Below are 26,604 nucleotides of genomic sequence, written 5' to 3'. Positions count from 1 at the left end.
TTGCCCGCTCTAAATTAATTTTTCTCTTTGTACATCCCGGCGAACGCCGGCATGTGCCCGGTGGACGTCCGAGTCGCGCTTACCTCGACTGCACGGCCTCCAGGAAGCCTTACAGGACATACTTGTCGTTCAACGCACCCGGAGTCTTGACGACAACGTTGACTGCATCGGTCAGCGCTTCGAAATCCGTCACGTCGCCCGGTTCGAGCACGACGATGTCGCCTTCGCCCCACTCCTTTCCTGCCATGCGAACCTTGCCGGAAAGAATCAATGTGATCTCCGTCGCCACCTTGTGGTAATGCGCCGATTCTTTCTCGCCCGCCTTATAGCGTTTGACCGCGACTTCGCAATTCTCGGTACTGAAAGCCGTCGGCGAAAATGCGCCGACAAACCATCCCTTCACCATGTCATCCAGTTTTGCGCTATTCATTCCGACCGCCTTTGAAGAATCAAGGTTTCGCACTGGGAAACCTGTTGCAGTGTTTTCATGGGGTGGTAGTGACTCAACTCCACCGCGTGCGTGCCAATGCGTCGCTGCTCCAGAATCAGCTCGTTAAGCGAAGGGCAAATATAGAAAAGTTCATTCACCGACGCATTCTTGCGAATCATGTTCTGAACGGCCCTGACGAACTCCGCTCCATGCTTGAACCAGTAGAACCCGGCCGTTGCCGCGCGGCTGATGGGGTTCTTCTCGGCGGCTTCGACGACCAGTCCGTCTTCATCGCAGCGCACGTACGAATAACGCGGGTGCACCGATGAGAATGTGACCGTCCCCGCATGCAGATCGCGGTTATGAAAGCTCGCCACGATGCTGCTGAAATTCGCTTCCAGCAAGTCATTGCCGTTCAGAATCAGCAGTTCTTCATCCGTGTCGATGTTCGGCGTCGCGAGCAACGCCGTGCATGCGGCGCCCTGCGTGTTCTCAGGCACGGAAAGCACCGTCGCGCGCGGCGAGAGTAAGCCGACCATGTTCCCAAGGTGGTAGCGCCGAATGTCCTGCTCACGCAATGCCACGATGAACTTCGCGTCGTGTATTTCGCTGCAGGCGTCGATGACCCACTGGATCAGCGGCTTACCGTCGATTTCAGCAATACAAAGAGGATAGTCGCCGTCGTGCAACTCGGCGCCACCCGCCGCCAGAATCAGAATATTCATGCGAGGGCCTCCTCGTTGACTTGTCGAATGCGGTTCAGAATGTTCGAAATATTGACATCTTCCACTTCGCGAACGGCGAGCACGTGTGCGCCGGCTGCAGTAGCGGCCCGGATACCATTTTCGTTGTCTTCGACAATCAGGCACTCGTGGGGTTCGAAACCCAAACGCTCGATCGTCTTCAGATAAATTTCCGGCGACGGCTTACCCTGCGTCACGTCGCTGGCAGACATCACGTGATCGAGATAGACGTCGAGCCGCGCTTTCTTCAGCATGACTTCCATGGTCTGGCGAATCGAATTCGATGCCACGGCCAGCTTGTAATTCATCGCGCTCAACTTCGACAGCGCGTATTCATGGACAAAGCGCGGTTTGCAGAGCGAATGCACCAACTCCATCGTGTAGGCCTGCTTCATCTCATTGATGAAGCCGTGCAGTTCACGCGGCAGTCCGCTTTCCAGCGACAGCATCTCCAGCTTCTTGCTGGTCGGCAGGCCGTCGTAAGTGGTCAGATGGGCATACCGGCTGATCTCGAACCCGAACAGGCGCAACGCTCTGTTGAGGGCATCGTAATGCCAGTCTTTTGCTTCGATAAGGACCCCATCCATATCGAAAATTACGGCCTTAATCATTGATCTGGTCTCCAAAAAAAAGCTGTGCTTTCTCCGGATCATCCGTGCATAACATCAGTCCCGGATGCGCAGGCAGGCCGCGCAACATATGCCATTGCGCGGCCGGATCCCGGCCGTGCAACTCGGAAGAAACCACGCAGACTTCCTTACCGGCGCGCAGCAGTGATTCAATCGTGGCAGCGTCGTACCAGACGTCGGAAAATCCGTCGAGCCATACACCCACTGATTGCTCCAGCCATGCCGGCGTTCGCTCCACCTCGCTCATGCGCGTGAATACAGGAATGCCTGCCTGCAAATACGCCCGCATATCCGGCACGGCCATGTCGAACACGAACCAGTTGCTTAGCGTGCCTCGACCCAACGCGTCCTTGAGGGCACCGACGAGACCATCCGCCTTGATGTTCAGCGCCAAAGGCAGGTTACGCGTGCCGACGATCCGAAGAAAATCGGTTAGCGTCAGTTCGTTTCCGTTCGGCATATCGTGGGAGATGACGAGCTCGCCGTTTCTGTCGCGAATGTCCGTTTCCGTGCCGAATCCGAGATCGAACGAGCGGGAGAATGCGATCTCCTGGTTTTTCTCTTTTGCGTCCTGCCAGTAACCGCGGTGACTGAGTACGATCATGACGCCACCGCTTCGACAGCACGATTCGACACGGGATGCACCAGGAAAGCATCGAGGTCGGCGGGAATACCCAGTCCATACATGCCCGCGCCGACGCTGCCGACGTTGTGAACGCCGATCAGTTGACCTTCGTCGATGAGCTGGTTATAGGTCGGCGCCACGTAAAACTCGCCGTTCACCCGCAAATCCTTCGCGATCATCGACTCCGCCGCGCGGACGAAATCGCGGCCACGCCGGAAGTTGTAGATGCCGACCGTGGCTTCGTGGGAGATCACTTCCTTCTCTACAACCCGGTTGACCTTGCCTTGCGCATCGAAACCGACAAACGACCACTTCGGATCGTCCGCAGTCATGGTCATGATCAGGCCGTCGAGATCGTGCTTCGAAAGCTGCTCCAGGTAGGTATCGACGGAGACATCGACGTATTGATCGCTGTTGGCGATCATTAACGCATCGTCGCTATCGATCAATTCCTTCGCCGCCAACACCGTGCAGGCCGCCCCTTCCGTCAGGCCATTGAGCGCAACGATCTTGCAACCCGGCGCCCAGGCCTCGAGCAGCGCCGTCAAGCCATAATCGGCAATGTGCTCAGCCTGGCAAATGAAGATGAAACGGTGCGCTTCCGACGGCCTGAGATTCTCGATAACGAGTCTGATCATAGGCACGTCGTGAACACGAATCAGCGGCTTCGGGTCGGTGTACCCAGCCTTTGCGAAACGACTTCCGGCCCCCGCCATAGGAATCACAATATTGAGCATTTCTCTCTGTTCCAGATGATTTGTTTTTCGAAAATATTTGCTACCGCGTTTTCATACGGCTCAATCGCCGTTGAAAGGAAATCTTGCGTCCAGGGTTCGACCTCCGCCTGCGGCGTGGAATTCCTGTGAACTCGGGAACACAGTCACTAGCGCATCAAAACCTCGCGATTCCAGCGACTGCAGATGGTGCAATACCTCTCCCGAATTCGGCTCGCGTCCGAGGAATGTCCGGTACAGAGACTCGACCAGTTTCCGGCGGTCTTCGAACTGAACCGCGCCTTTCGAGCGCCTGAAGCGCTGCAGATAGGCCGTCAGTTCCCCATTCCCCGACATGGCTTCGCGTAGCCGCTCCGCGCCGATTGCCCTGTAGGCATCGAATACGTGAGAGAAATACTCCGCGCGGCTTTCCCATGTACTCTGCGAACGCATTTCATCCAGTCGCAGACCGGTTCCTTCGTGTCCGAGCGCGATCGCTGCCGACAGATAAGGTGCGATCACGATCTGGTCGAGAACCTCGGCACCCGCCGACGGGATTCGCCATTCGACACCCAGCATGTCGAGCACCCGGTTTCCAAGCGTCGCCAACACGGCCCGGGATGGGTGATTGACCGCGAATAGCGGTTGATCGGTCGTTGAGTACGCTTCGATAATGTCCGAAACCAATACATTGCAGCCCGCTGCGTGCTCACGGCGAAGCAATTCACGGGTCGTGAGAAACGCCTCCGATCTGACGAAGTCGGGCTGAAAAAAATCGCTCCTCTGCGTATCGCTCAGAAACGAATTCACGTCCTTGCCCTCGAGAAAGTAGTCGATCGCGTGGGCGTCGTGATAAGCAAGCCGTCCGTCGTAGAAGTCCTTGAGCGGAAAGCATTGAGGAATCTGGCCGCGGTGATAAATCGCCGGAACGATGATCAGCCTGGAGTGCGACGATCTGTTATGGCATAGCCAGTCGGTCGACAACCATTCCACGTCGCGATAGTTGTCCGCTACCGGCTGGGAGATGATCACATCGGCCTCTTCGATATCCGACTTGAAATTCTCAAATTCGGTCTGGATATCGATACTGAAAACCTCGCGGTACTTGACCTGAACATCATCAGGGCGAGTCTCGGACATGAGTCTGGCCAGCGCGGCGCCCTGACAGTTTGCGTGTATGTATATCTTCAAAATTCGCACCTAAACTTATGTTCCCGCTCACCGAATTTCCACCGTGGTAATCGCGCCGAGATGAGTACATCGCTGCAAAGCGACCACAAACGAACAGTGCAATTTCTAGACATTTTCCGCGAACACACGCGTGACGGCTCTTTCGAGTCGTCCCGTGAAGTTGTCGAAGCTGAAACTCGACGCATAGGCCTTCGCGTCTTCCGAGAATTGCCGGGCCGACTTCATGCCGCCGTCCAGCGGTAATACAGCGGCGCCAGGATTCTCAAACGACTCCGCGACACCTTCAATGACTTCAATCAAGGTCTGTGCCAGTCCACCCACACTTCCCGTCGTCACGATACGACCACGTCCACCTGCGATCCAGCGCAAGTTACCTGCGTCATATGTCACGGGAATCATGCCGGCGCGCAACCCTTCGATAACCGGTACGCAAAACCCCTCGTGGTAGGACCCCGAGACGAGTACGTGCGATTGCCGGAAGACTCGTGCGAGCGTCGCTTCGTCGACTTTGCCGATAAAGTCGACATGTTCGCCGAGCCCGTACAAGCGCAGCCTCTCCTTGACTTCGCGCACGTAATCGGGCTCGGAGAAATCCGTATTGCCGACCAGACGCAACACGAAATGCCGGTCGGTCTTTTTCTTCACGACGGCCAGGGCGTCGATAATGTCCACGATGCCCTTTGAAGGGAAGAAACGCCCGACGCACAGCAGGTCGACCCGTCTGCGAGGCTTGTCTTCCAGCGCGCCGATCGCGGGACGATCAACGGCAATCGGCAACTCCACGACAGGCAAATTTTCGATGCCCTGGCGGGTCAATTCCTCTGCATTCTCGCGGCTGTCCACCCAGATTGTGTGCGCGTGCCTGAAGAGCGCAATCTGCGCAAAAGACCGATCGATGACATCCCAAATCCGCCGGGGAGTCAGGTGCTTCGGCGTCACATTGTGAAAACACACGACGTGCTTTCCGCTTTTCTCCGGGTTGCCCAACGCCTCGAAAAGCTCATGGTGGATAGCGAAATGGTAAACAATCAGATCCGACTGTTTGAACCAACGGTTGTCCTCGAGACTTTTCGCGTCTTCACACACCTCGAAATCCATATCCGGGAAATCGTTGCGAACACCGAGTCCACGCACGTTGGTAAAGCCGGCCTCTCGCAATGCCCGGTAGTAATCATGCGCGGAATGCCCCACGGCATCCCCCCGCAGGAACCACGGACAGACAACGGAGATCTTGATGTTTTTAAGCTTGGAATTGCTCATTGGGTTCAAAGAGTGTGCCGGGTTTCCGCCAGCGCTTATGCCGTCGGGCAGCTTAACAAGTCATTAGAATGTGAACACGTCCAAAGGCCGGCAGTTCGATGCGAGGAACCTGTCCAGCGCAGCCCTCAGCGGCGCGCCTTGAAGCACATCGGACTCTCCGTTCACCAGTTCCACCAGCGAGGCAGTCATACCGGCCACATCAGTTGGGTCGAAGCAGATGCCCGGATTCATATTGACTTCGGAGCATGACGAGACGTTGGATGTAATTGCCGGCACACCGTACTCCTGAGCCTCCAGAATCGGCAGCCCAAGCCCCTCATACACCGAAGGAAACAGCAGCACGGAAGCCTGCGCGTATTGGTTCGCCAGAACCGCGTCGTCGACATCGCGATACCACTCGACGTCGAGTCCCAGGTTCTCCATGTTGGAAAAGAACCGCAAAGCGTCGGCCATGCCGATGCGCTCCTTGCCAACCACACGCAGGCGGAACGACGTGAGCCTGGCGGCGGCCGTCAGGATCAACTCGATGTTCTTGAGATTCTTGCGCCAGTCCAGCACATTCACGAGCAGCACTGTGCGCGTCGCCTGCGTACCGAGCTGGCTGGCAGTGCACTCGAATGAAATATCCGTTATCACCGACGGCACCCGATTCGCCGTGCGATAAAGACTCATGAAGTCCACGCGCGTGGAATCGCTGATACAGGCAATCCGCTCGGCGTTTGCGAGGTAGTAGCGGAACCCGACATCGTGTTGCTGCGCAAAGTCGTAGACGTCCAACTCGTTCGGAAAGCGCAAACAACCGGTTGCCAACAGATTCGGCACCAGATCGTAGACGATGCCAACCACCCGAGGCATGGGGGGAACGCCCAGATCACATACCCATGGCGCGGTGACTACATTGACGTCGAACTCGTCCGGATCGATGGTTTCTTCGCTCCATTGGATCGCGAACGGCGGCCTGGACCCGGCCGCCGTTTGATCGGTCGCACTGTTGCCGGTTCGCGACGACCAGTAAGGCGCACGCGAAGGCTGCACGTGGGTGGCCGTCCGCCTGGCACTAAATTGCCCGCGAAATATCTTCCCTTCTTTCGGCGCACCGAAGGTTACGCGCCAACCGCGATTCTCGAGCTTCGCCGCATAGTAAAGAATGACTCGCCTTACTCCGACATGAAGGCTCAAGAAATCCGGTTCTACAATAAATAAGGCCTTGATGATGCCCCCCACTCTAAGTTCCTGAACAATCTTCTACTGGCGCGTGCGAAGCAACGCCAACAAGACGGTCTACGTGACTGTTTGTCCTTTACGCCTTCCTGACCTCGAGACTCACTAGCCCAAGGCTGAGCAGTCGCGGATCCGCATTCATGCCGATTTCTTGCGGAGAGCACGGATCGTGAGGCTTGAACGTGATTCGGAGTGCGGCGTCTGAGCCGATCAATTCCTTTGGCACGCTGAAGTGGAACGGTTGATCGTCGAAGCTTGCCTTCAGCGTGAAATGGCCAACCGCCATTCCATTGACAGCGACGCTGACCACGGTCCTTGTCGCCGGCGGTCTGACGAACCCCTTTGCGCAGCCTTCGATAACCAGGTCGCTTTCCGCGAAACTGGAGTGAAGCAGTACTTGCCCCTCGTCGCCAAGCATCCAGCAACCCCACGATTCGGGCTGGGACCAACCTTCCCCGAGCCCTGCAACGCCGGTTTCTCCGCCTGAAAACAGCTGCTTTCCTTCCGCATGTGGCGCACGCTCGACCGCCGGTGCTTCTACGAGGATATGGCGCAGCTTGAATTCGCCGGTGGCAACGTAACTGTGCAACCGCAGAATGTTGCTAATGAGAAATGCCTCGCCCGACACCTCTACCCGCAATTGCGACGCGGAAATCGACGTCACTATCGCAAGCACGTCGTTTGCCAATATCGTGGGTAAAACTTGAGTGCTCTCGACTTCCATCTGCAGAACGATCGCGCCCGTCGGCGTGACGGGCAATTTGAACGTAATTTCGCCGTAAGTCTCGGCATCGAGCACGATCGAATCCGCGCTGATGTCCCAAGCGGCGTCGACGTAGACGCCCATTTGGGTCGCTTTTTGGCCCCACTTGGCGCCGAAGTTGACTTTCCGTCCGAATCCCACTGCCGGGGTTGCCTGTTCCGGGTTCTGACCGCCACCGGGGATCATGTGTTTATCCGCGACCACCGGCATCGCTTCAAATCCGTCCATCAACCCCTTTCGCATGGTCGTGGAGACCACCTCGACATTTCTCGCGAGCCGGGCCACGTAGCCCGCGGAGCGCAGACGGCGCGTCAGCTCGACGTCTTCGGCCTGCCCCCAGAAAAGGAGTTCGTTCCAGGGCACACGCTTCAGCACGTCCGCCTTGGCGATCATGATTCCGCCGTTGATAAAGACGTGACGCGACCAGTCGCCGTATTCGAGTGTGGCGGGTGACGTCATGGACCATTCACCACCCAGCGCAACCCAGTCCGGCATGCGTCGGCCGTCTGGCCGGGTTTGCCGGCAAACGAGGACCGAGTAGTCCGAGCCGTACTCCGCCAGGTTCTTGATAAAGTCCGGCGGAATAACATAGCGATCGTGAGCGATGACCAGGTTCTCGGTAGTCGCAGCCTCGACAATCTGATTTTTCTTCTTCGTGATCCAACCGAGCTTCGGAAATTCGTCGGGCTGGCGAACGAACACAACGTGCTTGTACTTTTCTCCGAACTCGGCCTTCAAAGAGTCCGGTCCGCATACGATGCACTCTACCGTTTGACCTGGCAGACGCTCGACGCCTTCCACGCTTTCGATAAACGCGCGCAGCAACTCCGGACGCTTGCCGTCGGTGACCACGCCGAATGAGAAACCCGTGAGCTGGGCAGTACGACGCTCGGTGCGCGTGTTCATCACGGCAAACAGGCATGGCCCCGCATCGTAGGTATGCTCGAAGACGATCTTCGTGTCGCCCCATTCGGCAATCAGGTTCTTCAACTCGAAGTTAGTCAGCAATGCCGTGTTCGACACGCGCATCAGCAGCTTTCCGCCGGGGGCAAGCAGGCGCAACGCCTCGTCCACAACCAGTGGCCATGCCTTGATCGCCCCCAGGTCCCGCTCGGTCAGGTAAACCAGATCGAAGCTTTGGTGGAAATCGGCCGGAAGCCTGAAATCGGATTTCGGGTCGTAAATACGCGAGCTTGATTTCATCCAGCCGAGCGGTGGTCGATCGCCTGCCCAGAAAACTTCCGACGACGTAGCCAGCAATGCCTTCAATGCATCGTCGACCTCTAGCGCTGCGGAGGGCGCGACCATGCCTTGAGACGGAATCGCCGCATCCTTTTTAACGTCGGAGACGTGTTTCGCTCGTGTGGCATTTCCCTTGATGGTGGATCTGCCGTCCGCATGCTGGCCAGCCGAAGCCGGCTTCGAACCGCCATCGCGCTTCAATATGGGCCTGAGCAAAGGACCAACGATCGGAAGCTGCGTGAACTTGTAGGTTCGGATTGCCTCCTTGAGGCCCGGAAGATCGACACCCGTCGCCCGCGCTTCGTCAGAATTCGACAGTTGTGCAAGAACCTGAATCTTCGGCGCGCCATTGCGCAAGCGCGTGAGGTAATAGCTCATGCCGTCCGTATCGGGCGCTCTTTTCAACAGCGTGAAGTAAGCACTCTCGATAAATTGAATATCGTCCGCCGACAACAACGAATTCAAATCAAACGCCGCACCGGCAAAAGGATTGCTTGACATTTTTACTTTCCGAATACGCACCGAAATTTCTTGATTGATTGCTCTCGCCTGATGCCGACGTTGTTCGGCTAACGAGATTGGCGTCGCCCAAAAATTCTTCTGAACGGAGAGGTCGCGACCCACGACCAGGCAGTCCGAATACTTGCCAGCTCGTCCTGAGTCGCCGCCAATTTGTGCTGCAGATTGTCGATATCTTCGCTGCGCGCCAGAGCGGACTCAGTCACCTCACCCTCGAACGCTTCACGTGAACGTTGCAGCGAGTCTATGTGCGCAAGCATTGCGGACTCTCTATCGCTCTGCTCGCGCAAGGCAGACAGATGATTAGCAAGTTCTTCGTCACGCGCGGCCAGCTCGCCTATGGCGCCCAGAATTGTCGACTCCAAACGAGCCCGCTCATTCTCAGATGTTTGCGCATAAGCGGTAAATAGCTCCTCGCAGCCGGCCTGGTTTGCGCGCAGTTGCTCGGCAAAAAACTGATCTCTTTGCGCCAACTCGTTCCGGCGCGCCTCTGCTTCCTGTCGAAACATGTCCGCCTGTTGCGACAACAATTGCATCCGCGACTCGGCATTGTGCTCAGCCTCATTTCTCGCGTGCTCGAGGGCAGCGATCTGGGCGATCAGTTGCTCGACGTTACGATTTGCGTCCGCGACCTTGAGATCCGCCTCAGCACTCGCCTGAACACAACGCTCGTTGTACCGCGCCTCGATCAAACTATGAAATGGCGAGCTAGAGGTCCCGCTTAATAGAAACCGGTCGAATACATTGGGGGGCGAACGAAATGCAGCCTTGAGTTCAGCGTGAGCTGTCGCAACGTAATACCGATTCAATCCATCGAAATACGCGAAGCTGTAACCGTAACCAATGAGGATCGACTCCCAATCGCCGTAATCCTCGATTTGCGTCAGCGGAAGCGTACTTTCCACCACCACGATCCACGGTCGAACCGACGACGCGCCCCACCCGGAAAGCACGTGGCGCTCAAAACCCTCCACATCGATCTTCAGCCAATGAATCTCCCCTTCGCCAGCGGCCTCAAAAACAGCCGAGAGCGCAATGCACGGCACAGTGATTTCGTGAATATCGAAACCCCGTTGACGATGTTGTTCCGCTATCGCGGCGTCCGCTGTCGATATCCCCGTACCAGGAATCTCGAAGAAACGCAGCACGGACGAGTTCTCTCCAACTGCAGCCTGGATCACCACGTCGCCAACTCGCTGCTCTCTCAGCAACTGTGCGTAATGCGGTGTCGGTTCGACGTGCACCCCACGCCACCCGCGCTCATGGAATGCGAGTGAAACGGAATCGACGATCGGATCCTGGGCGCCGATATCGACATATCGACCTGGCTCGATATGTCCGAGCGCACGCCACAGCATGACGTCTTCAAAGTTTTGAGCATAAGAAGTAATGCTCACCGCACGCTCCGCAGAATCCGACTCGCGCAAACTCGATGGCATGGCAATTGCGAATTCGCAAACGCTGACAGGCCGAAGCCTAAGAACCCGCTACACATGGCATCCCTGTATGAATTGCGCAACGGCTGCAATGACTGCGTCGCCTGAAAATGAAAAACTTCGGCGCCGCCCTACTTAAACGTCTGAACCCCCGTAATCACCGGATACGCCACCGAGAACACCACATTCAAGAACTTCTGCACCTCGGCGATCGGCGCATTCGACACATACAGCAGATCCTTGTTATCCATCATGAAGCTCTGCGCGACGAAGAACGAGTTCGGGTCACGCAGATTCACGCGATACACCACCGGCACTTTGCCGTCCGCGGTAGTACGCACGGGCGTATTCGGCCACGGCAACGCCTTCGCGTCTTCGAGTCGGAAAATAAACACGCCCTGCGCATCGGAGCGTGAATCTTCCAACCCACCCGCGCGAGCCAAGGCCTGCGCCAGCGTAATACCTTGCGCTTCGAAATTGATTTCCTGATTCTTGCCGGTCGCGCCGAGCGACGTAAAACTGAACGGCTGAAACAGCGCCGTCACTACGTCGCCCGCATGCAACGGCACGTTCTGGCGCGGATCGCGAATCACCGTCTCGAGCGGCAGCGACGCCACGATGTCGCCGCGCGTGACCTGCAGCGTGATCTTGTCGACCGGCTGCTTGACGCCGCCGGCAGCCGCCAACGCATCGAGCAGACGCTCGCCGCGCGCGCTTAGCGGCATCCGGTTGCTGCTCGCCACGTCGCCCACCACCGTGACGTACGAGGTCGCGTTGCGCGAGAGCTTCACCAGTACCTGCGGATCGTGCGCGATGTTCTTCAAGCGTGCCGTGATATCACGCTGCAATTGCGTCGGCGTACGCCCCACGGCTCTCAATTCGCCGGCGAAAGGCACATTGATTTTGCCGTCTCCATCGATTGTCTGATCGGGCAGAACCGTTACACGCGCATTGGTCGTGCCGCCCTTCGAATCGATTTGCGCAGCGCCGAACAGCGTGGCGGGCGGCGCCTCCCAGATCGACACTTCGATCGTGTCGCCCACGCCAAGCTGTTGCTGAAACGTTGTGCTATTACCCAACGTAGCCGAGAAATCGCCAATACTGCGCTCCGCAAAGAGCTTGCCCGCGACCTCATCCGTCACATCGACAATCTGGATCCCCGCCGGATTGGCGGCAGCGCCGGCATTGTTAATCTGTGAAGTACTGGGCCCGGAAGTCGGAATACTCGAGCAACCACTCAGCGAGATCGCCCCAAAGGCGACTGCGGCAAAAACCATACGGCTAGACAGACGCGACATTTATTGCAACAGTTGGCAAGAGTTAGTAAGTAAAACATCGGCGCGGATTGTCTCATGCACTCGGGTAGAATGGCGCATTGTCGAGAAAAATCATTAGCAGAAACACAAAAAAAGTTCTGCGCGCCAGTTAACAAAACCGCCAAAACCGCACTACGCTCTCGTGTCAACCCTCTTTCTCGACGTCACACGTCTTCTCACACGCTTATTCGACGGGCTTTTGCCCACCGGCGTAGATCGCGTTGGTCTTGCCTACATTGAAAAATACGGCGCAAAGGCGCGTGCTATTCTCAGCGAGCGCGGCTTTTCCACCGTGCTCAGCGAGCACGATTCACAGCAAACGTTTGCATGGCTTCTCTCGTCCATTCGAAATCGCAATGCAATCCGCGCGCTAATCGCGCGCGCCTGTCTAAATCGCCTGCGAGAAACACGGCTTACCGGAATCCTGTTGCACACCAGTCACAACGGCATGGAATTCAGCCGTTATTACGACGCAATGGCACGGCGCCAGATTCGCTCCGTATTCATGGTTCACGATTTAATTCCGTTGACGCACGCAGAATATTGCCGCCCTGGCGTCGATTCGATTCATCGTCGCCGTATGCATACAGCATTAAAACGGGCAAGCGGACTGATCATGAATTCGCAGGCCACGCTCGACTCGCTCACGGCCCAAGCGCAACACGCCGGCCTCGAACAACCGCCCTGCGTCGTCGCACGTCTGGCCTCCGGCGTCACGCAACGACCTCTTGCACCCCGTCCGCTGCCCACACCTTACTTCGTGATGCTCGGCACGATCGAACCGCGCAAGAACCACTGGTTCATCCTGCACGTATGGCGCCGTCTCGTCGAACAGCTCGGCGCGGCCGCACCGAAACTCGTCGTGATCGGCCGGCGTGGTTGGGAATGCGAGAACGTCGTCGATATGCTGGAGCGCTGCCATAGTCTGAAAGGCGTCGTGATAGAAGAATCGCACTGCTCCGACGAACAACTGCACGCCTATTTGCAACACGCTCAGGCGCTGTTGTTTCCGTCCTTTGTCGAAGGCTATGGCATGCCGCTCGCCGAAGCACTCGCGCTCAAAGTACCGGTACTGGCGAGCGATCTGGATGTATTCCACGAAATCGCCGACCACATTCCCGAGTACCTCGACCCGCTGGACGGTCCGGGTTGGCTTGTTCGTATTCAGGCTTACTCTCGCGCAAATAGTCCCGAACGTGATGCTCAATTGAAACGTATCGAGAACTTTCGCGAGCCCACGTGGGCAGAGCATTTCGAACACGTCGACGGCTTTCTCGAGACGCTGCGCTAGATGAAGCAACGAGTCGATGCCATTTGGCCCGGCCCCGTCTGGTCGCGCGGGCCGTCGGGCACACCGTTATTGTCGTGGTTCGTCGCACCGCTGCGCGATACGCGCGCCGAAACGGTTGCTGATGTATTGAATTCCGCGCTAAGCCGTTGCAAGGAAGAAGACGAACAGAACAGCGAGTCAGCCGTCAGACTCCTGATGCAACGCTTCGCACGCAGCCATGCGTCGACCGTACGCCGCGCGCACAACAACTGCCCCGCCGCGCTACTCGAAACCAGCCGCACAACCCGCGTGATGCTCATCGACGAGCGCGCGCGCTCGAACGGCCTCGGCGCAGTCGCGATACGCAACTCATCGCAGGCATTCGCGCGTATGTTGCAAACCGCACGCGCGAAACATCCGCACGCCGAATTCTGGCTCGCGCAATCGGACGATCAAGGCAGTGGGCGCTGGCTGTCGGCATCGACGGACATGTTGCCGCCCGGCATTCAACGCGTGGCCGAACAAGAATCGTTGTGCGCCGCGCTGACGCATGTCGACCATGTCTATACGCTCGGCGCGTCGGAAGGCATGCACGCGCTGCTCGCGGGCGTTCAGGTTCATACGTTCGGCGCGCCGTATTACGCAGGCTGGGGCCTCACCGACGACGACCTGCGCTTCCCGCAACGCACCGCCCGCCCAACGCTCACCGCGCTATTCGACGTAGTCTTCCTGCGCTTCACCCGCTACCTGAACCCCGCCACGCACAAGCCCGGCACGCTCGACGATCTGCTCGACAGCATCGAATTGCAGCACGCCGTGCAACAGCGTTTCGCCGATTTGCGGAATGTGGTGGGCCTTCGCTTCCAGTGGTGGAAGCGACCGTTCGCGACGCCCTATATCGGCGCCGGCGGCGCCGCTTTGCGCTGGACGCACACGCCGCAATCGGTGCGGACCAACGAATGCGCGGTACTGTGGGGCGCTCGCAGCGCGGCAGGTCTCGCGCCCGAAGTTCAGCGCGTTCGCATTGAAGACGGCTTCTTTCATTCGACGGGACTCGGCTCCGACATGATCGCTCCGCGCAGCCAGGTGATCGACCGTCGCGGCCTCTATTTCGACGCGAGCCAGCCCAGCGACCTCAGCGTGCTGCTGAACGAAACCACGTTCACCGAGGCCGAATTGGCGCGCGCGGCAGCCTTGCGCGAGAAGGTAGTGAAACTCGGTGTCACCAAGTACAACCTCGGCCGTCGGCGGCCCGCGTGGACCGCGCCGGCGGGCAAACAGATTGTGCTAGTGCCCGGCCAGGTGGCCGACGACGCGTCGATCCGCCTCGGCACGCGCGCGATCGGCACGGCCGACGCGTTGCTGCGCGAGGTGCGCCGGCTACGTCCCGACGCGTTCGTGGTCTACAAACCGCACCCCGACGTGCTGTCGGGCAATCGCCAGGGACTCGTCGACGTGCAACGACTCGCGGACGTCGTCGACACGGAAAGCGATCTGCTGTCGCTCGTCGACGTGGCGGATGAAGTTCACACGCTATCGTCGCTGGCCGGTTTCGACGCGCTATTGCGCGGCAAAGCGGTCTTCACCTACGGTCTGCCGTTCTACGCCGGCTGGGGATTGACTCACGACGCCCTCGCGCCGCTGCCATGGCGGCATCGCACATTGACACTCGACATGCTGTGCGCGGGCGCGCTGCTGCGCTATCCGCTCTACTGGGACTGGCAGACGCGTCTCTTCACCACGCCGGAAGCCGTGGTGGAACAACTGGCGCCACACGCCGCCCGCCCGCTCGACAAAGTGCGCGGCAACCGCATGCGTCCGCTACTCAAGGCAATTCGTTGGACGCGCAACGGAATCCGCCACGCGGCATGGCGTGTCCAGCAGCGGCGGTGGAATCGCGCGCAATAGAACGTGAATTAGCCGCGGCTCTTCAACCGCATCACGGCGAACAAAAAGTAAAAGCCCCGCAAGACTTTCATCTTGCGGGGCTTTTCAACAACCAGCGGCGTTTTCCGCTTAGCGGGACATCATGTGCATGCTGACGTTATGCATGACCCACAACGTGCCGCCGATCACGATCACCGCGGTCAGCACCGTGAAGGCGAACGCCATCACGTTCCAACGCTGCGCCGACGACGAATTCAAATGCAGGAAGAACACCAGGTGAACGACGATCTGCACGAACGCGAGACCCGCGATCGCGAGCAGTGCATTCTCACCGGACAGCGTGCCCGTCATCACGAGCCCGAAAGCCGCGACGGTCAGAACAACCGAGAGAATGAAACCGATCGTATAGCTGCCGAGGCTGCCGTGACCTTCACCCGAGTGTGCGTTATGGCTATGGTCCATTTAGATCACGCTCGCAAGATAGACAAAGGTGAAGACGCCGATCCACACGACGTCCAGAAAGTGCCAGAAAAGGCTCAGGCACGTCAGGCGAATCATGTCGCGTTCCGTCAGGTCGCGGTGTCGCGTTACCTGAATAGCGAGCACCACCATCCAGATCAGGCCGAACGTGACGTGCAGACCGTGCGTGCCGACCAACGTGAAGAACGACGACAGGAACGCGCTACGGCTCGGACCCGCGCCTTCGGCGATCAGGTGCGAAAACTCGCGCAATTCCAGCACCAGGAACGACAGACCGAGCAGGAACGTCACGCCGAGCCAGAAGAGCAACACGCCCTTGCGGTTCTTGTACGCGCCCAACATCGCGAAACCATACGTGATACTGCTCAGCAGCAGCATGGTGGTTTCGAGCGCGACGCCCGGAATCTCGAACAGATCCTTGGCGGTCGGGCCGCCGGCGAACTGGTGACCCATCACCGCGAACACGGCGAACAGCGCCGCGAAGATGATGCAGTCGGTCATCAGGTACAGCCAGAAACCGAACACCGAATGCGACGGCACGTGGTCCGCGTCGTGATGATGCGCGTCCGCAGCTGCGCCCGCGCTAATAGTATTGCTCGACATCAATCCACCTCCATCGCCAGCTGGGCGCCTGCGCCCGAGCGCTTCTCTTCGATCGCCGCGACTTCAGCCGCCGGGATGTAATAGCCTTCGTTCTTCTGGAAGCTGTAGACGATCACGGTACCGATCGAGCCGACCAGACCGATGATAGCCAGCCACCAGATGTGCCAGACACCGGCAAAGCCGAGCACCAGCGAGAACATGGCCGCGATCAGACCCGCCGACGTGTTCGACGGCATGTGAATGTCGCGATACACCGGCTTGGCTTGCGCACTCTTGTCCGCCTTCATGTCCGCGAACGCGTCCAGCTTGCGCACCGTCGGAATGATGGCGAAGTTATAGGCCGGCGGCGGCGAGCTCATCGCCCATTCCAGCGTATGGCCGTCCCACGGATCGCCCGTGAGGTCGCGGTTCTGCGGCAGATTGCGGTCGCGAATGCTGACCACGATCTGCAGCACCTGGAGCGCGATACCGATCGCGATCAGGCCTGCACCGGCCGCGGCCAGGATCAGCCACGGATGCCACAGCGGGTTGTCGTAGTGGTTGATACGGCGCGTCATGCCCATGAAGCCGAGCACGTACAGCGGCGTGAACGCCACCCAGAACCCGATCTGCCAGAACCAGAACGAGGCCTTGCCCAGCTTTGCATTCAGCTTGAAGCCGAAAGCCTTCGGGAACCAGTAGTTGAAGCCGGCCAGATAACCGAACAGCACGCCACCGATAATCACGTTGTGGAAGTGCGCAATCAGAAACAGGCTGTTATGCAACACGAAGTCCGCGCCCGGAATCGCCATCATCACGCCGGTCATGCCGCCGATGGTGAAGGTAATCATGAAGCCGATGGTCCAGAGGATCGGCGGCGTGAATTCCAGACGACCCTTGTAGATCGTGAACAGCCAGTTGAACACCTTCACGCCGGTCGGAATCGCAATGACCATCGTGGCGATACCGAAGAACGCGTTGACGTCGGCGCCCGAACCCATCGTGAAGAAGTGATGCAGCCAGACGAGGAACGAAAGCACCATGATCGCGCAGGTCGCCCACACCATCGTCTTGTAGCCGAACAACGGCTTCTTGGCGAAGGTTGCCACGACTTCCGAGAAAATACCGAACGCCGGCAGGATCAGGATGTACACCTCGGGGTGACCCCATGCCCAGATCAGGTTCAGGTACATCATGGCGTTACCGCCACCGTCGTTCGTGAAGAAGTGCATGCCGAGGTAGCGGTCCAGACCCAGCAGCGCGAGCGTGACCGTCAGGATCGGGAACGACGCCATGATCAGCACGTTGGTGCACAGCGCGGTCCACGTGAACACCGGCATCTTCATGAAGGTCATGCCCGGAGCGCGCATCTTCACGATCGTCGCGAAGAAGTTCACGCCGGTCAGCAAGGTGCCGATACCGGAGAGCTGCAAGCTCCACAGGTAATAGTCGACCCCGACACCCGGACTGAACTGCAGCTCGGACAGTGGCGGATAAGCCAGCCAGCCCGTTTGCGCGAATTCACCGATCACCAGCGAGATGTTGATCAGGATCGCGCTGACTGCCGTCATCCAGAAGCTCAGCGAGTTGATGAACGGAAACGCCACGTCGCGCGCGCCGATCTGCAGCGGCACGATGATGTTCATCAGGCCGATCATGAACGCCATCGCCATGAAGAAAATCATGATGACGCCGTGCGCCGTGAACACCTGGTCGTAGTGATGCGGCGGCAGGTAGCCCGGGTTCGCATACGCGAGCGCCTGTTGCAGACGCATCATGATCGCGTCCGCGAAGCCGCGGAACAGCATGATCAGTGCGATCACGATGTACATCACGCCAATCTTCTTATGGTCGACCGACGTGAGCCACTCGGTCCACAGATAGCGCCACTTGCCGAAATAGGTGATCAGACCCAGCACCGTCGCACCGCCGAGCGCGATCATCACGGCGGTGACCATGATGATGGGCTCGTGGTACGGAATCGAGTCTAGTGAGAGTTTGCCGAACATGCGTTACCCCTTACCCTTTGGCGCACAGTTAGCGTCATTCATGTTGTCGATGACGTTACCGTTGTTGTATCGGGCAATGATGTTGTGAAAGAGCTTCGGATCGACCGACGAGAAGTAACGCACCGGATCCTTCTCGCTCGGCGCCGATACCGTGTGGTAGCGGTCCATGCTGAGGTTGTCCGACGAAGCGCGTACTTTCGCGACCCACGCGTTGAACTCTTCCGGCGACGAAGCGAGCGTGCGGAACTTCATGTCCGAGAAGCCCTTGCCGCTGAAGTTGGCCGACTGGCCCGCGAAATTGCCGGCTTCGTCCGCGATCAGGTGCAGACGCGTTTGCATGCCGGCCATCGCATAGATCTGGCCGCCGAGTTGCGGAATGAAGAACGAATTCATCACCGTGTCGGACGTAATCACGAAGTTCACCGGCGTGCCGACCGGAATCGCCAGCTGGTTCACCGACGCAATGCCGAGGTCCGGATAGATGAACAGCCACTTCCAGTCGAGTGCGACGACTTCGACGTTGATCGGCTTGACCTGCGACTCGAGCGGCTTGTACGGATCGAGTTCGTGCGTGGTCTTCCACGTCAGGACGGCGAGGAACAGAATGATCAGCGTCGGAATCGTCCAGATGGCGATTTCAATACCGGTCGAATGGGTCCAGCCCGGTTGATAGTCCGCGCTCCTGTTCGACGCGCGATAACGCCACGCGAACAGCAGCGTCAGCGCAATCACCGGAATGACCACGATCAGCATGGCCCAGGTGGACGTCGCGATCAGCTCGCGTTCCGCCAGACCCACACTCCCCTTCGGATTCAAAATATCGAGGTTGCTGCAACCCGAGAGCAACAACACGAGGCTCGTGGACAGGAAACTTATCGACCCCCGCAGAGTCTTTCCTTTCATATCCATTGCCTCTTTTTTACGACTTCAACGAACGTCATTCGACCGCTCTCCATTAGTAAGCGCTCGCATAGTAGGGGCACGTCAAGCGCTAATAAAGCCTCGATTTAGCAACGATCTATTGCGTCGCAGCACTGTGCGACACGTTGCCGCAGGGCTGCGCGAGGATCAGTACTTGCCGTGCTCGCTTTGCTGAGCTTCAAACAACCGTCACAGCACGAAAGTCCCTTCATACAAGCAATAAAACGCAGGGCGACCTCAAGGGTTGCGCTGCGTCAGAGGCGTGCGAAGAGACTCGTGCCAGACTGAAAAAAGCAGATCGACACTGCAGCCCCATTCTCCGGATGCTGCAGCAGCGAAATGCTTCATTCCACTCAACCCGGCGTGCGGGTCGTTGCGGCAGCCGGCGCGGGCGCCGCTGCCTGCAGATGCTCGCCACCATCAGGCGCGGAGTCCGACGGATGCAGCGAACGTTCCGATTGAGCCAGCAGCGTGCCGACCGACGGATCGATTGCGTCGGTGAACGGCTTCGGATTGAGGCCGATCGCCAGCACCAGCAGTGCCATCGCGCCCAGCAGCATGAATTCGCGGTTGCCGAGATCCTTGAGTTTGGCCACGCGCGCATTGGCGATCGCGCCGAAAATCACGCGCTTGTACATCCACAGCGTGTACGCCGCGCTCAGGACCAGCGTGGAAGCGGCCATCGCGCCGATCCAGAAATTGAAGCGGATCGCGCCCATCAGCACCATGAACTCGCCGACGAAACCCGACGTGCCCGGCAAGCCGATGTTGGCCATCGAGAACAGCATCACGAACGCGGCGAAGCGCGGCATGGTATTCGCAACACCGCCGTATTCGGCGATCGACGCGGTTTTGGTGCGGTCGTAGAGCATGCCGGTGCACAACAGCATCGCGCCGGACACCACGCCGTACGACAGCATCTGCACGATCGCGCCGGCCTGGCCGATGCGATTGAAGACGAACAGGCCGAGCGTCACGAGGCCCATGTGCGAGATCGTCGAATACGCGAGCAGGCGGCGCATGTCGGTTTGCACGAGCGCCAGCAGGCTCGAATAGATCACGGCGATCAGCGAGAGCGTGATCATCATCGGCGCGAAGAAGTGGCTGGCCTGAGGTGCGATCGGCAACGCGAAACGCAACAGACCGTAACCGCCCAGCTTCAGCATGCCGATCATCACGGCGGCGCCGGTCGGGCCGTCCAGGTGAACGTCCGGCAGCCACGTATGCAGCGGCCACATCGGCACTTTCACGCCGAATGCCGCCAGGAAGCCGAGGAAAATCAACACCTGCGGCCACGTGCCGAGATGCGTCTCGCGCCACATGGCGAGGTCGAAGCTGTGCGTCTGGCTATATAGATAGAGCATCGACATCAGCATCAGCAGCGAGCCGAGGAACGACACGAAGAAGAACTTGATCGCGGCGTAGCGGCGGTTCGCCTGGCCCCACGTACCGATCAGCAGGTAGAGCGGAATCAGCGTGGCTTCGAACGAGATGAAGAACAGCATGCCGTCGAGCGACGTGAACACGCCCTGCATGAACCCCGATAACATCAGGAACGCGCCGAAGTACTGCGCGGTGCGCTCGGTGATCGACTCCCATGAAGCGACCACGATGATGATGGTGGTCAGTGCCGTCAGCGCGACCAGCCACAGCGAGATCCCGTCCACACCCACATGCCATGCGATGTCGAAGGTCGGCGACCACTGAACGTTCTCGACGAATTGCATCGACGTCACGTCGTTGCGGAAATTCGCGACCAACGGAATCACCGGCAGAAAACCCGCCACCGCACCGATCAGCGCGATCCAGCGAGTGCGGCTACGTGCCGCGTCGGATCCCGCCCGCAAAACCACCAGGCCAGCGACAATAGGGATCCAGATTAGTAGGCTAAGAAGAGGCAATGGCATGTGCTCTGTCGAAAACTCTGTCGAAAACTTGAAATACAAAACGCCGCGTCAACGCCTTCAAAAACGAAAGCATTGAAATGGATATGTAGGCTGAATTTCGCTGAAATTGACGTGGAAACGGCGGTGCCCGCCTCACGTTTACCCGCAGCCGAACGATCAAGGGTGGGAGATTACCAAGATAAGAATACTTTTGCAGCGCAACAATGCAGCAACGCCATAGTCAATGCGCCATTGCCACGCGTGGCCTTGCGAAATGGATAGAAATGTGCAGACGCACAATGACGTTTTGCCGCGTCTGCCGGGGCAAATTTTGCCGACAAATGCGCGCAATTAAGCGTTAATTGAAGACTCTTGCGCAGAGGCCTCGGCTTGGTGCATGAACCGGAATAACGCTCGCCGAGTCCCAGGGTCTTCCCGAAGTCATTTTCGGGTGGTTGGCAAAAATTTCGCTCATGCCGATGACGAAATATTTTTTGATCCGGCACTCTAGAGAAACGCGGGGATGCGCTCAGAAACGGCGTCGCTGCCGGCCGGCCGACTGCTTCTTTCGGCGTGGCCCCGATCGTCGCGGCGGCGAACTGCGCGGCTTACAGAAGCCGAATATACTTCGGCGGTTCGGCGATGGCATTCGCCCATTTCTGCTCGCGGTGCGCGTAATGCGCACGCCTGATTGCCCGTCGGCCTCACTTTCGGAAACCGCATGCCTGATGATGAAGACGTCGTTCCCGCACTCGAGTGTCGCGCTCTCAGCAAAACCTATGGCACCGGACGCATCGTGCTGGCGCAGCTCGACTTCATCCTCAGACCTGGTGAATTCGTCGCGATCATGGGCGACTCGGGCGTCGGCAAATCGACGCTGCTCAATCTGATCGCCGGCCTCGACAACGCGGATAGCGGCGACGTGATTATCGACGGCAGTCCCGTTGCGCGGCTCGACGACAACGCGGCGACCCGCCTGCGCCGCCAGAAACTCGGCTTCGTGTTTCAAGCGTTCCATGTGCTACCGCATCTGACGCTGGCGCAGAACGTCGCGCTGCCGCTGCTGCTCAACGAGTTACCCACGGACAGCGCGCTCGAGATGCTCGCGGCGGTCGGATTGACTGGACGTGGCGACGATTTTCCACGGCAACTCTCCGGCGGCGAATTGCAGCGCGTGGCGATTGCGCGCGCGCTCGTGCATCGTCCGAAACTGATTCTCGCCGACGAACCCACCGGCAACCTCGATCCCGATACCGCGCGCGACGTGCTCGGTCTGTTTCGCGCGCAAAGCAAGGCGACCGGCGCGGCCACCATCATGGTCACGCACTCGGAGGCCGCGGCGGCGGTGGCCGATCGGATTCTGATTCTGAGCGAGGGTGGGTTGCATGCGTTGGCGGGACGGGCAGCGCGTGACGGCTCGGACTCGGACTCGGGCGAGGCGCGCGTCCCGGCGCGCTCCTCTGGCCATGTCCGCTAACCCACGCTCACAGCGCTCATCGTTGCGCATGCAAGGACATCGCGTTCTCGCGCGGTGGTTGCTGGGCGCGGAATGGCGCAGTCATCGCGGCCGCGCACTGGTTGCAATTGCAACGATCGCGCTCGGCGTGGCGCTGGGTTACGCGGTGCAACTGATCAACAGTGCGGCATTCAACGAATTCTCCGCGGCGGCCCGCAGCCTTTCCGGCGAGGCCGATCTGCAGGTGCGCGGCGCGCAAGCCTGGTTCGACGAGTCCATCTATCCGCGGCTCGCCGAGCAACCCGGCGTGGCGCTCGCCAGTCCCGTGCTGGCGCTCGATGTCACCGTGCCGGGCCAGAACGCCGCCCTGCCGCTGCTCGGCGTCGATGTCTTCAGGGCCGGCCGCATCGCGCCCGATCTGATCGGCGTACCGTCGACGGAGCGCCCGTTCGATACGCTCGCGTCTGATACGGTATTCCTCTCCACGGCCGCACAACAATGGCTCAACGTGAAAACCGGCGATGTGCTCGCGCTACAGAGCGGCACGGAGATCGTGCGGTTTCGCGTCGCGGGTGGCCTGGTCAGAACGCGCCCCGGTCAACGGCTCGCCGTGATGGATATCGCCGCGGCGCAGTGGAAATTCGGCAAGCTCGGCAAGCTGTCGCGCGTCGACGTGCAACTGGAGCGCGGCGTGAATCGGGAACGCTTCAAACAGGCTCTGCAGACGCAGCTCGGCAGCCGTTGGGTGATCGCCGAAACACGCGATGCGGAAAGCCGCACGGATCGTCTGTCGCGCGCTTACCGGATCAATATGAATGTGCTCGCGCTGGTCGCGTTGTTCACCGGTGCGTTTCTGGTGTTTTCGACCCAGGCGTTAGGCGTCGTGCGACGGCGCGCGCAGTTCGCCATGTTGCGCGTGCTGGGTCTGACGCGCGCTCAACTGCTGCGTCAGATCCTGATGGAAGGCGCGTTGCTCGGCCTGCTCGGCGCGCTGTCCGGACTCGCGCTCGGCTATGCGCTGGCGAGCGGCGCGCTGCGGTTTTTCGGCAGCGATCTGGGTGGCGGCTATTTTCCCGGCGTGCAGCCTCAGGTCGGTTTCGAACCGCTGGCGACCGCTGTGTTCCTGACGCTGGGCATTGCGGTGTCGATATTGGGCAGCCTTGCGCCGGCACTGGAGGCGGCCCGCGCGCGACCCGCCTCGGCGCTCAAGGCCGGCGCCGAAGAAGGCGCGTTGGCGCGGCTCGCCACGCCCTGGCCCGCGTTGCTGTGTCTACTGGCCGCCGCCGTGCTCACGCAGATGCCGCCGTGGTTCGATACGCCGATCGGCGGCTATCTGGCGGTCGCGTTGTTGCTGGTCGGCGGCATTGCGTTGATGCCGCGCGTCACCGCGCTGGTATTCGGTGCGGCGAGCCGCGCTTTCGGCACGCGACGTCGTGCCGGGGCCGCCCGTACGCTGGCGTTGGCGCGTCTCGCGAATGCGCCGGGCCATGCGTCGATTGCGATGGGCGGCGTGTTGTCGAGCTTTGCGTTGATCGTCGCGATGGCGATCATGGTGGCGAGCTTCCGTGTTTCCGTCGAAGACTGGCTGGTCCATCTGCTATCCGCGGATCTGTACGTACGCGTCGCGCCGAACGGCGACACCGGCGGCTTGCGGCCGGATGAGCAGGCGCTTGTCGCCGCCGTGCCCGGCATCAGGAGCGCCGCGTTTGCCCGCACCTCGCGTCTTACGCTCGACCCGGCTCGGCCGGACGTCGTGATGCTCGCCCGCGAAATCGACGCGGCAGACCCCGGCGCGAATTTGCAGATGACGGGCACCGTGCTGTCTCCCGTGGATTTTCACGCGGATGAGACGCCGATCTGGGTGTCCGAAGCCATGGTCGATCTGTATGGTTACAAGCTGGGTCAGCGTGTCCGATTGGCGCTCGGCAAACCGGGACAGGTGTTCGTGGTGGCGGGCGTCTGGCGTGACTACGTACGGCAAACCGGCGCGATTCAGATCCGGCTCGCCGACTACCGCCGCTTGACCGCCGACACGAGCGCAACCGAGGTGGCGGTCACCGTTCAACCAGGCGAGCCCGTTGAGCGTGTGATGGCGGGGCTGCGCGCGCTGCCCTTTGGCGCGTCGCTGGAACTGGCGCAACCGGGTGAAATACGCGCGCATACGCTCGTCATCTTCGATCGAAGTTTTGCCGTCACTTATCTGCTCGAGGCGGTCGCGATTGTGATCGGCCTGTTTGGCGTGGCGGCGACGTTCTCCGCGCAAACGCTCGCGCGAGCGCGTGAGTTCGGCATGCTGCGGCACGTCGGCGTCACCCGTTCGCAGGTGCTCCGCATTCTCGCGCTCGAAGGCGGCATGCTCACGGCTTGCGGTATCGCAATGGGTTTCATGCTCGGTTTTGCGATCAGTCTGATTCTGGTGTTTGTGGTCAACCCGCAGTCGTTTCATTGGACCATGTCGCTGCATGTGCCGTGGACAGTGCTGGGCGCCGTCGCGCTGGTGATGCTGGTGTCGTCGTGTTCGACGGCGGTGATCGCGGGACGCGGCGCGGTCTCGGTGAACGCCGTGCGCGCCGTGAAGGAGGATTGGTGATGAGGGTGCTGCCGATGGAACGGATACGCGACGTGATGCGCACGATTCCACGCTCGCTCTCTTGCCACAGGTTGGGCTGTTGCGCGCGTGCAGTGAATCGACAGCGCATGCGCGGTCTGTTGTGCGTTGTCGCGCTGACGGCATCGCGCGCTTTCGCCGCGTCACCCGAATTCGCCGCGGTCACACCGGACCATGCGATCGCGTGGCCGCAGGACAGCGGCGCCCACCCGGCGTTTCGTACCGAGTGGTGGTACGCGACGGGTTGGCTCACTACGCCGGACCATCAGTCGCTCGGGTTTCAGATCACCTTTTTCCGCTCGGCAACCGGGCACGACAGTGCCGATCCGAGTGCCTTCGCGCCGTCGCAGCTCATCATCGCGCACGCCGCGTTGAGCGATCCGGCGTTCGGCCGTCTTGCGCACGACCAGCGCATCGCGCGCGAAGGTTTCGGCCTCGCTTATGCAAAGGCTGCGAATACCGACGTCAAACTCGATACCTGGAAAATGGTTCGCGCCGACGACGGCCACTACAACCTCACCGCCGATGCCAACGGTTTCTCACTGCATCTCGTGCTGACGCCTTCTCAAGCACCTTTGGTTCAGGGCGAGCGCGGCTATTCGCGCAAGGGTCCGCGGCCCGATCAGGCGAGTTACTACTACAGTGAGCCTCAATTGCGCGTGAGCGGCAGTATCGTGCGGCCGGCCGCCGCCGGTGCATCGCGTGGCGAGACTGCGGTGACAGGCATGGCGTGGCTCGATCACGAATGGTCGAGCACCCTGCTCGACGCGAATGCCGTCGGATGGGATTGGCTGGGCGCGAATCTCACCGACGGCTCGGCGTTGATGGCGTTCAAAGTGCGTAGTCGCGATGGACATACTGTGTGGGCCCACGCGGCGCTTCGCAAACCCGATGGCGAGGTCACGCAATTCAGCCGCGATGAAGTCGAATTCACGCCCGTTCGCACGTGGCGTTCACCGCGAACGAACACGTCGTATCCCGTTTCGATGTCGGTGAAAACGGGCCCGCTGACATGGCAACTCGACCCGTTAATGAACGACCAGGAACTGGATTCGCGACAATCGACGGGCGCGGTTTATTGGGAAGGCGCAGTGCGCGTGAGCCGAGATGGCGCGGATGTGGGGCGAGCCTATCTGGAACTGACGGGCTATGCGAATGCGCTGCGGATTGGGAGGGAGTAAAGCTTGATCGTGGAGTTTTGCTGCGGCATGCGACGGGTGATTGCGCATTTCCCCTGCCGTAAACGCAGAAACCCCACCTTTTGGGGGTGGGGTTTCTGTTTTCTGCAGGGGAGCCTGACGATTACCTACTTTCACACGGGCAATCCGCACTATCATCGGCGTGGAGTCGTTTCACGGTCCTGTTCGGGATGGGAAGGGGTGGTACCGACTCGCTATGGTCATCAGGCATGACTTGT

Annotated in this window: 21 protein-coding genes and 1 rRNA gene; 5 read left to right on the top strand and 17 right to left on the bottom strand. The window is 59.6% G+C overall.

The annotated features are described in order from the left end of the window. Positions 1–109: 109 nt before the first annotated feature. The 11 genes from B0G83_RS19105 to B0G83_RS19055 all read right to left on the bottom strand — a co-directional run bounded on the left by B0G83_RS19105 (position 110) and on the right by B0G83_RS19055 (position 12,070). Positions 110–430 carry a hypothetical protein gene (locus B0G83_RS19105; protein WP_105508974.1) on the bottom strand — a complete coding sequence of 107 codons (321 nt, stop codon included), beginning with the start codon at positions 428–430 and terminating at the stop codon, positions 110–112. Then, positions 427–1,119, bottom strand: coding sequence for a glycosyltransferase family 2 protein (locus B0G83_RS19100; protein ID WP_219849031.1), 693 nt, complete (start codon positions 1,117–1,119; stop codon positions 427–429). Before B0G83_RS19100 ends, B0G83_RS19105 begins: the two co-directional genes overlap by 4 nt. Before the next feature lie 32 nt (positions 1,120–1,151). After that, a complete protein-coding gene (locus tag B0G83_RS19095; RefSeq protein WP_105508972.1) occupies positions 1,152–1,784 on the bottom strand; it encodes an HAD family phosphatase in 633 nt (210 codons plus the stop codon). Next, on the bottom strand, positions 1,777–2,406 hold the full coding sequence (locus tag B0G83_RS19090) for a phosphodiesterase (RefSeq protein ID WP_105508971.1): 630 nt from the start codon (positions 2,404–2,406) through the stop codon (positions 1,777–1,779). The genes B0G83_RS19095 and B0G83_RS19090 overlap by 8 nt, the downstream gene beginning before the upstream one ends. Next, positions 2,403–3,143, bottom strand: coding sequence for a glycosyltransferase family 2 protein (locus B0G83_RS19085; RefSeq protein ID WP_258168012.1), 741 nt, complete (start codon positions 3,141–3,143; stop codon positions 2,403–2,405). The genes B0G83_RS19090 and B0G83_RS19085 overlap by 4 nt, the downstream gene beginning before the upstream one ends. Before the next feature lie 81 nt (positions 3,144–3,224). Next, positions 3,225–4,340 (bottom strand): WcbI family polysaccharide biosynthesis putative acetyltransferase, encoded by a 1,116-nt coding sequence (locus B0G83_RS19080; protein WP_258167968.1) that lies wholly within the window; start codon positions 4,338–4,340, stop codon positions 3,225–3,227. A 96-nt stretch (positions 4,341–4,436) separates the two neighbouring features. Beyond that, positions 4,437–5,591 carry a glycosyltransferase family 4 protein gene (locus B0G83_RS19075; RefSeq protein ID WP_105508968.1) on the bottom strand — a complete coding sequence of 385 codons (1,155 nt, stop codon included), beginning with the start codon at positions 5,589–5,591 and terminating at the stop codon, positions 4,437–4,439. 63 nt (positions 5,592–5,654) lie between these two features. Next, positions 5,655–6,815, bottom strand: coding sequence for a glycosyltransferase (locus B0G83_RS19070; RefSeq protein ID WP_146120258.1), 1,161 nt, complete (start codon positions 6,813–6,815; stop codon positions 5,655–5,657). Positions 6,816–6,891: 76 nt separating this feature from the next. Then, complete coding sequence (locus B0G83_RS19065; RefSeq protein ID WP_105508966.1) at positions 6,892–9,318, bottom strand: DUF4214 domain-containing protein; 2,427 nt, start codon at positions 9,316–9,318, stop codon at positions 6,892–6,894. 68 nt (positions 9,319–9,386) lie between these two features. Beyond that, a complete protein-coding gene (locus B0G83_RS19060) occupies positions 9,387–10,733 on the bottom strand; it encodes an FkbM family methyltransferase (RefSeq protein WP_258167967.1) in 1,347 nt (448 codons plus the stop codon). 170 nt (positions 10,734–10,903) lie between these two features. Then, positions 10,904–12,070 carry a polysaccharide biosynthesis/export family protein gene (locus tag B0G83_RS19055; protein ID WP_105508965.1) on the bottom strand — a complete coding sequence of 389 codons (1,167 nt, stop codon included), beginning with the start codon at positions 12,068–12,070 and terminating at the stop codon, positions 10,904–10,906. A gap of 160 nt (positions 12,071–12,230) precedes the next feature. Here B0G83_RS19055 and B0G83_RS19050 point away from each other — a divergent pair, with 160 nt between their 5' ends. Beyond that, the gene (locus B0G83_RS19050) at positions 12,231–13,379 is read left to right on the top strand and encodes a glycosyltransferase family 1 protein (RefSeq protein WP_105508964.1); all 1,149 of its coding nucleotides are present in this window, start codon (positions 12,231–12,233) and stop codon (positions 13,377–13,379) included. Continuing rightward, positions 13,380–15,266 carry a capsular biosynthesis protein gene (locus B0G83_RS19045; RefSeq protein ID WP_105508963.1) on the top strand — a complete coding sequence of 629 codons (1,887 nt, stop codon included), beginning with the start codon at positions 13,380–13,382 and terminating at the stop codon, positions 15,264–15,266. Between the two features lie 108 nt (positions 15,267–15,374). Here B0G83_RS19045 and cyoD read toward each other — a convergent pair whose 3' ends face one another. From cyoD to B0G83_RS19020, 5 genes are all read right to left on the bottom strand, one after another. Next, the gene (gene cyoD / locus B0G83_RS19040) at positions 15,375–15,707 is read right to left on the bottom strand and encodes a cytochrome o ubiquinol oxidase subunit IV (protein WP_035556882.1); all 333 of its coding nucleotides are present in this window, start codon (positions 15,705–15,707) and stop codon (positions 15,375–15,377) included. Beyond that, complete coding sequence (gene cyoC / locus B0G83_RS19035; RefSeq protein ID WP_105508962.1) at positions 15,708–16,328, bottom strand: cytochrome o ubiquinol oxidase subunit III; 621 nt, start codon at positions 16,326–16,328, stop codon at positions 15,708–15,710. It abuts the gene before it with no gap. Further along, on the bottom strand, positions 16,328–18,316 hold the full coding sequence (gene cyoB, locus B0G83_RS19030; RefSeq protein ID WP_105508961.1) for a cytochrome o ubiquinol oxidase subunit I: 1,989 nt from the start codon (positions 18,314–18,316) through the stop codon (positions 16,328–16,330). Before cyoB ends, cyoC begins: the two co-directional genes overlap by 1 nt. 3 nt (positions 18,317–18,319) lie before the next feature. Continuing rightward, a complete protein-coding gene (gene cyoA, locus B0G83_RS19025; protein WP_105509228.1) occupies positions 18,320–19,219 on the bottom strand; it encodes a ubiquinol oxidase subunit II in 900 nt (299 codons plus the stop codon). Positions 19,220–19,590: 371 nt separating this feature from the next. Continuing rightward, a complete protein-coding gene (locus B0G83_RS19020; protein WP_105508960.1) occupies positions 19,591–21,144 on the bottom strand; it encodes a NuoM family protein in 1,554 nt (517 codons plus the stop codon). A gap of 700 nt (positions 21,145–21,844) precedes the next feature. On the opposite strand from B0G83_RS19020, the gene B0G83_RS19015 reads away from it, so the two are divergent. The 3 genes from B0G83_RS19015 (at position 21,845) to B0G83_RS19005 (ending at position 26,368) form a co-directional block, all read left to right on the top strand. Beyond that, entirely contained in the window at positions 21,845–22,600 is a 756-nt protein-coding gene (locus B0G83_RS19015; protein ID WP_258167964.1) for an ABC transporter ATP-binding protein, read from the top strand. Between the two features lie 28 nt (positions 22,601–22,628). Then, positions 22,629–25,169, top strand: a complete 2,541-nt coding sequence (locus B0G83_RS19010) for an FtsX-like permease family protein (protein ID WP_181156958.1) — start codon at positions 22,629–22,631, stop codon at positions 25,167–25,169. Between the two features lie 107 nt (positions 25,170–25,276). Further along, positions 25,277–26,368 (top strand): carotenoid 1,2-hydratase, encoded by a 1,092-nt coding sequence (locus tag B0G83_RS19005; protein WP_258167963.1) that lies wholly within the window; start codon positions 25,277–25,279, stop codon positions 26,366–26,368. A 112-nt stretch (positions 26,369–26,480) separates the two neighbouring features. Here B0G83_RS19005 and rrf read toward each other — a convergent pair. Continuing rightward, a 5S ribosomal RNA gene (gene rrf / locus B0G83_RS19000) occupies positions 26,481–26,594 on the bottom strand. Positions 26,595–26,604: the final 10 nt, after the last annotated feature.

The organism is Paraburkholderia sp. BL21I4N1 (genome assembly GCF_002973525.1).
GTDB lineage: Bacteria > Pseudomonadota > Gammaproteobacteria > Burkholderiales > Burkholderiaceae > Paraburkholderia.
This window is presented reverse-complemented; position numbering and strand designations above follow the sequence as displayed.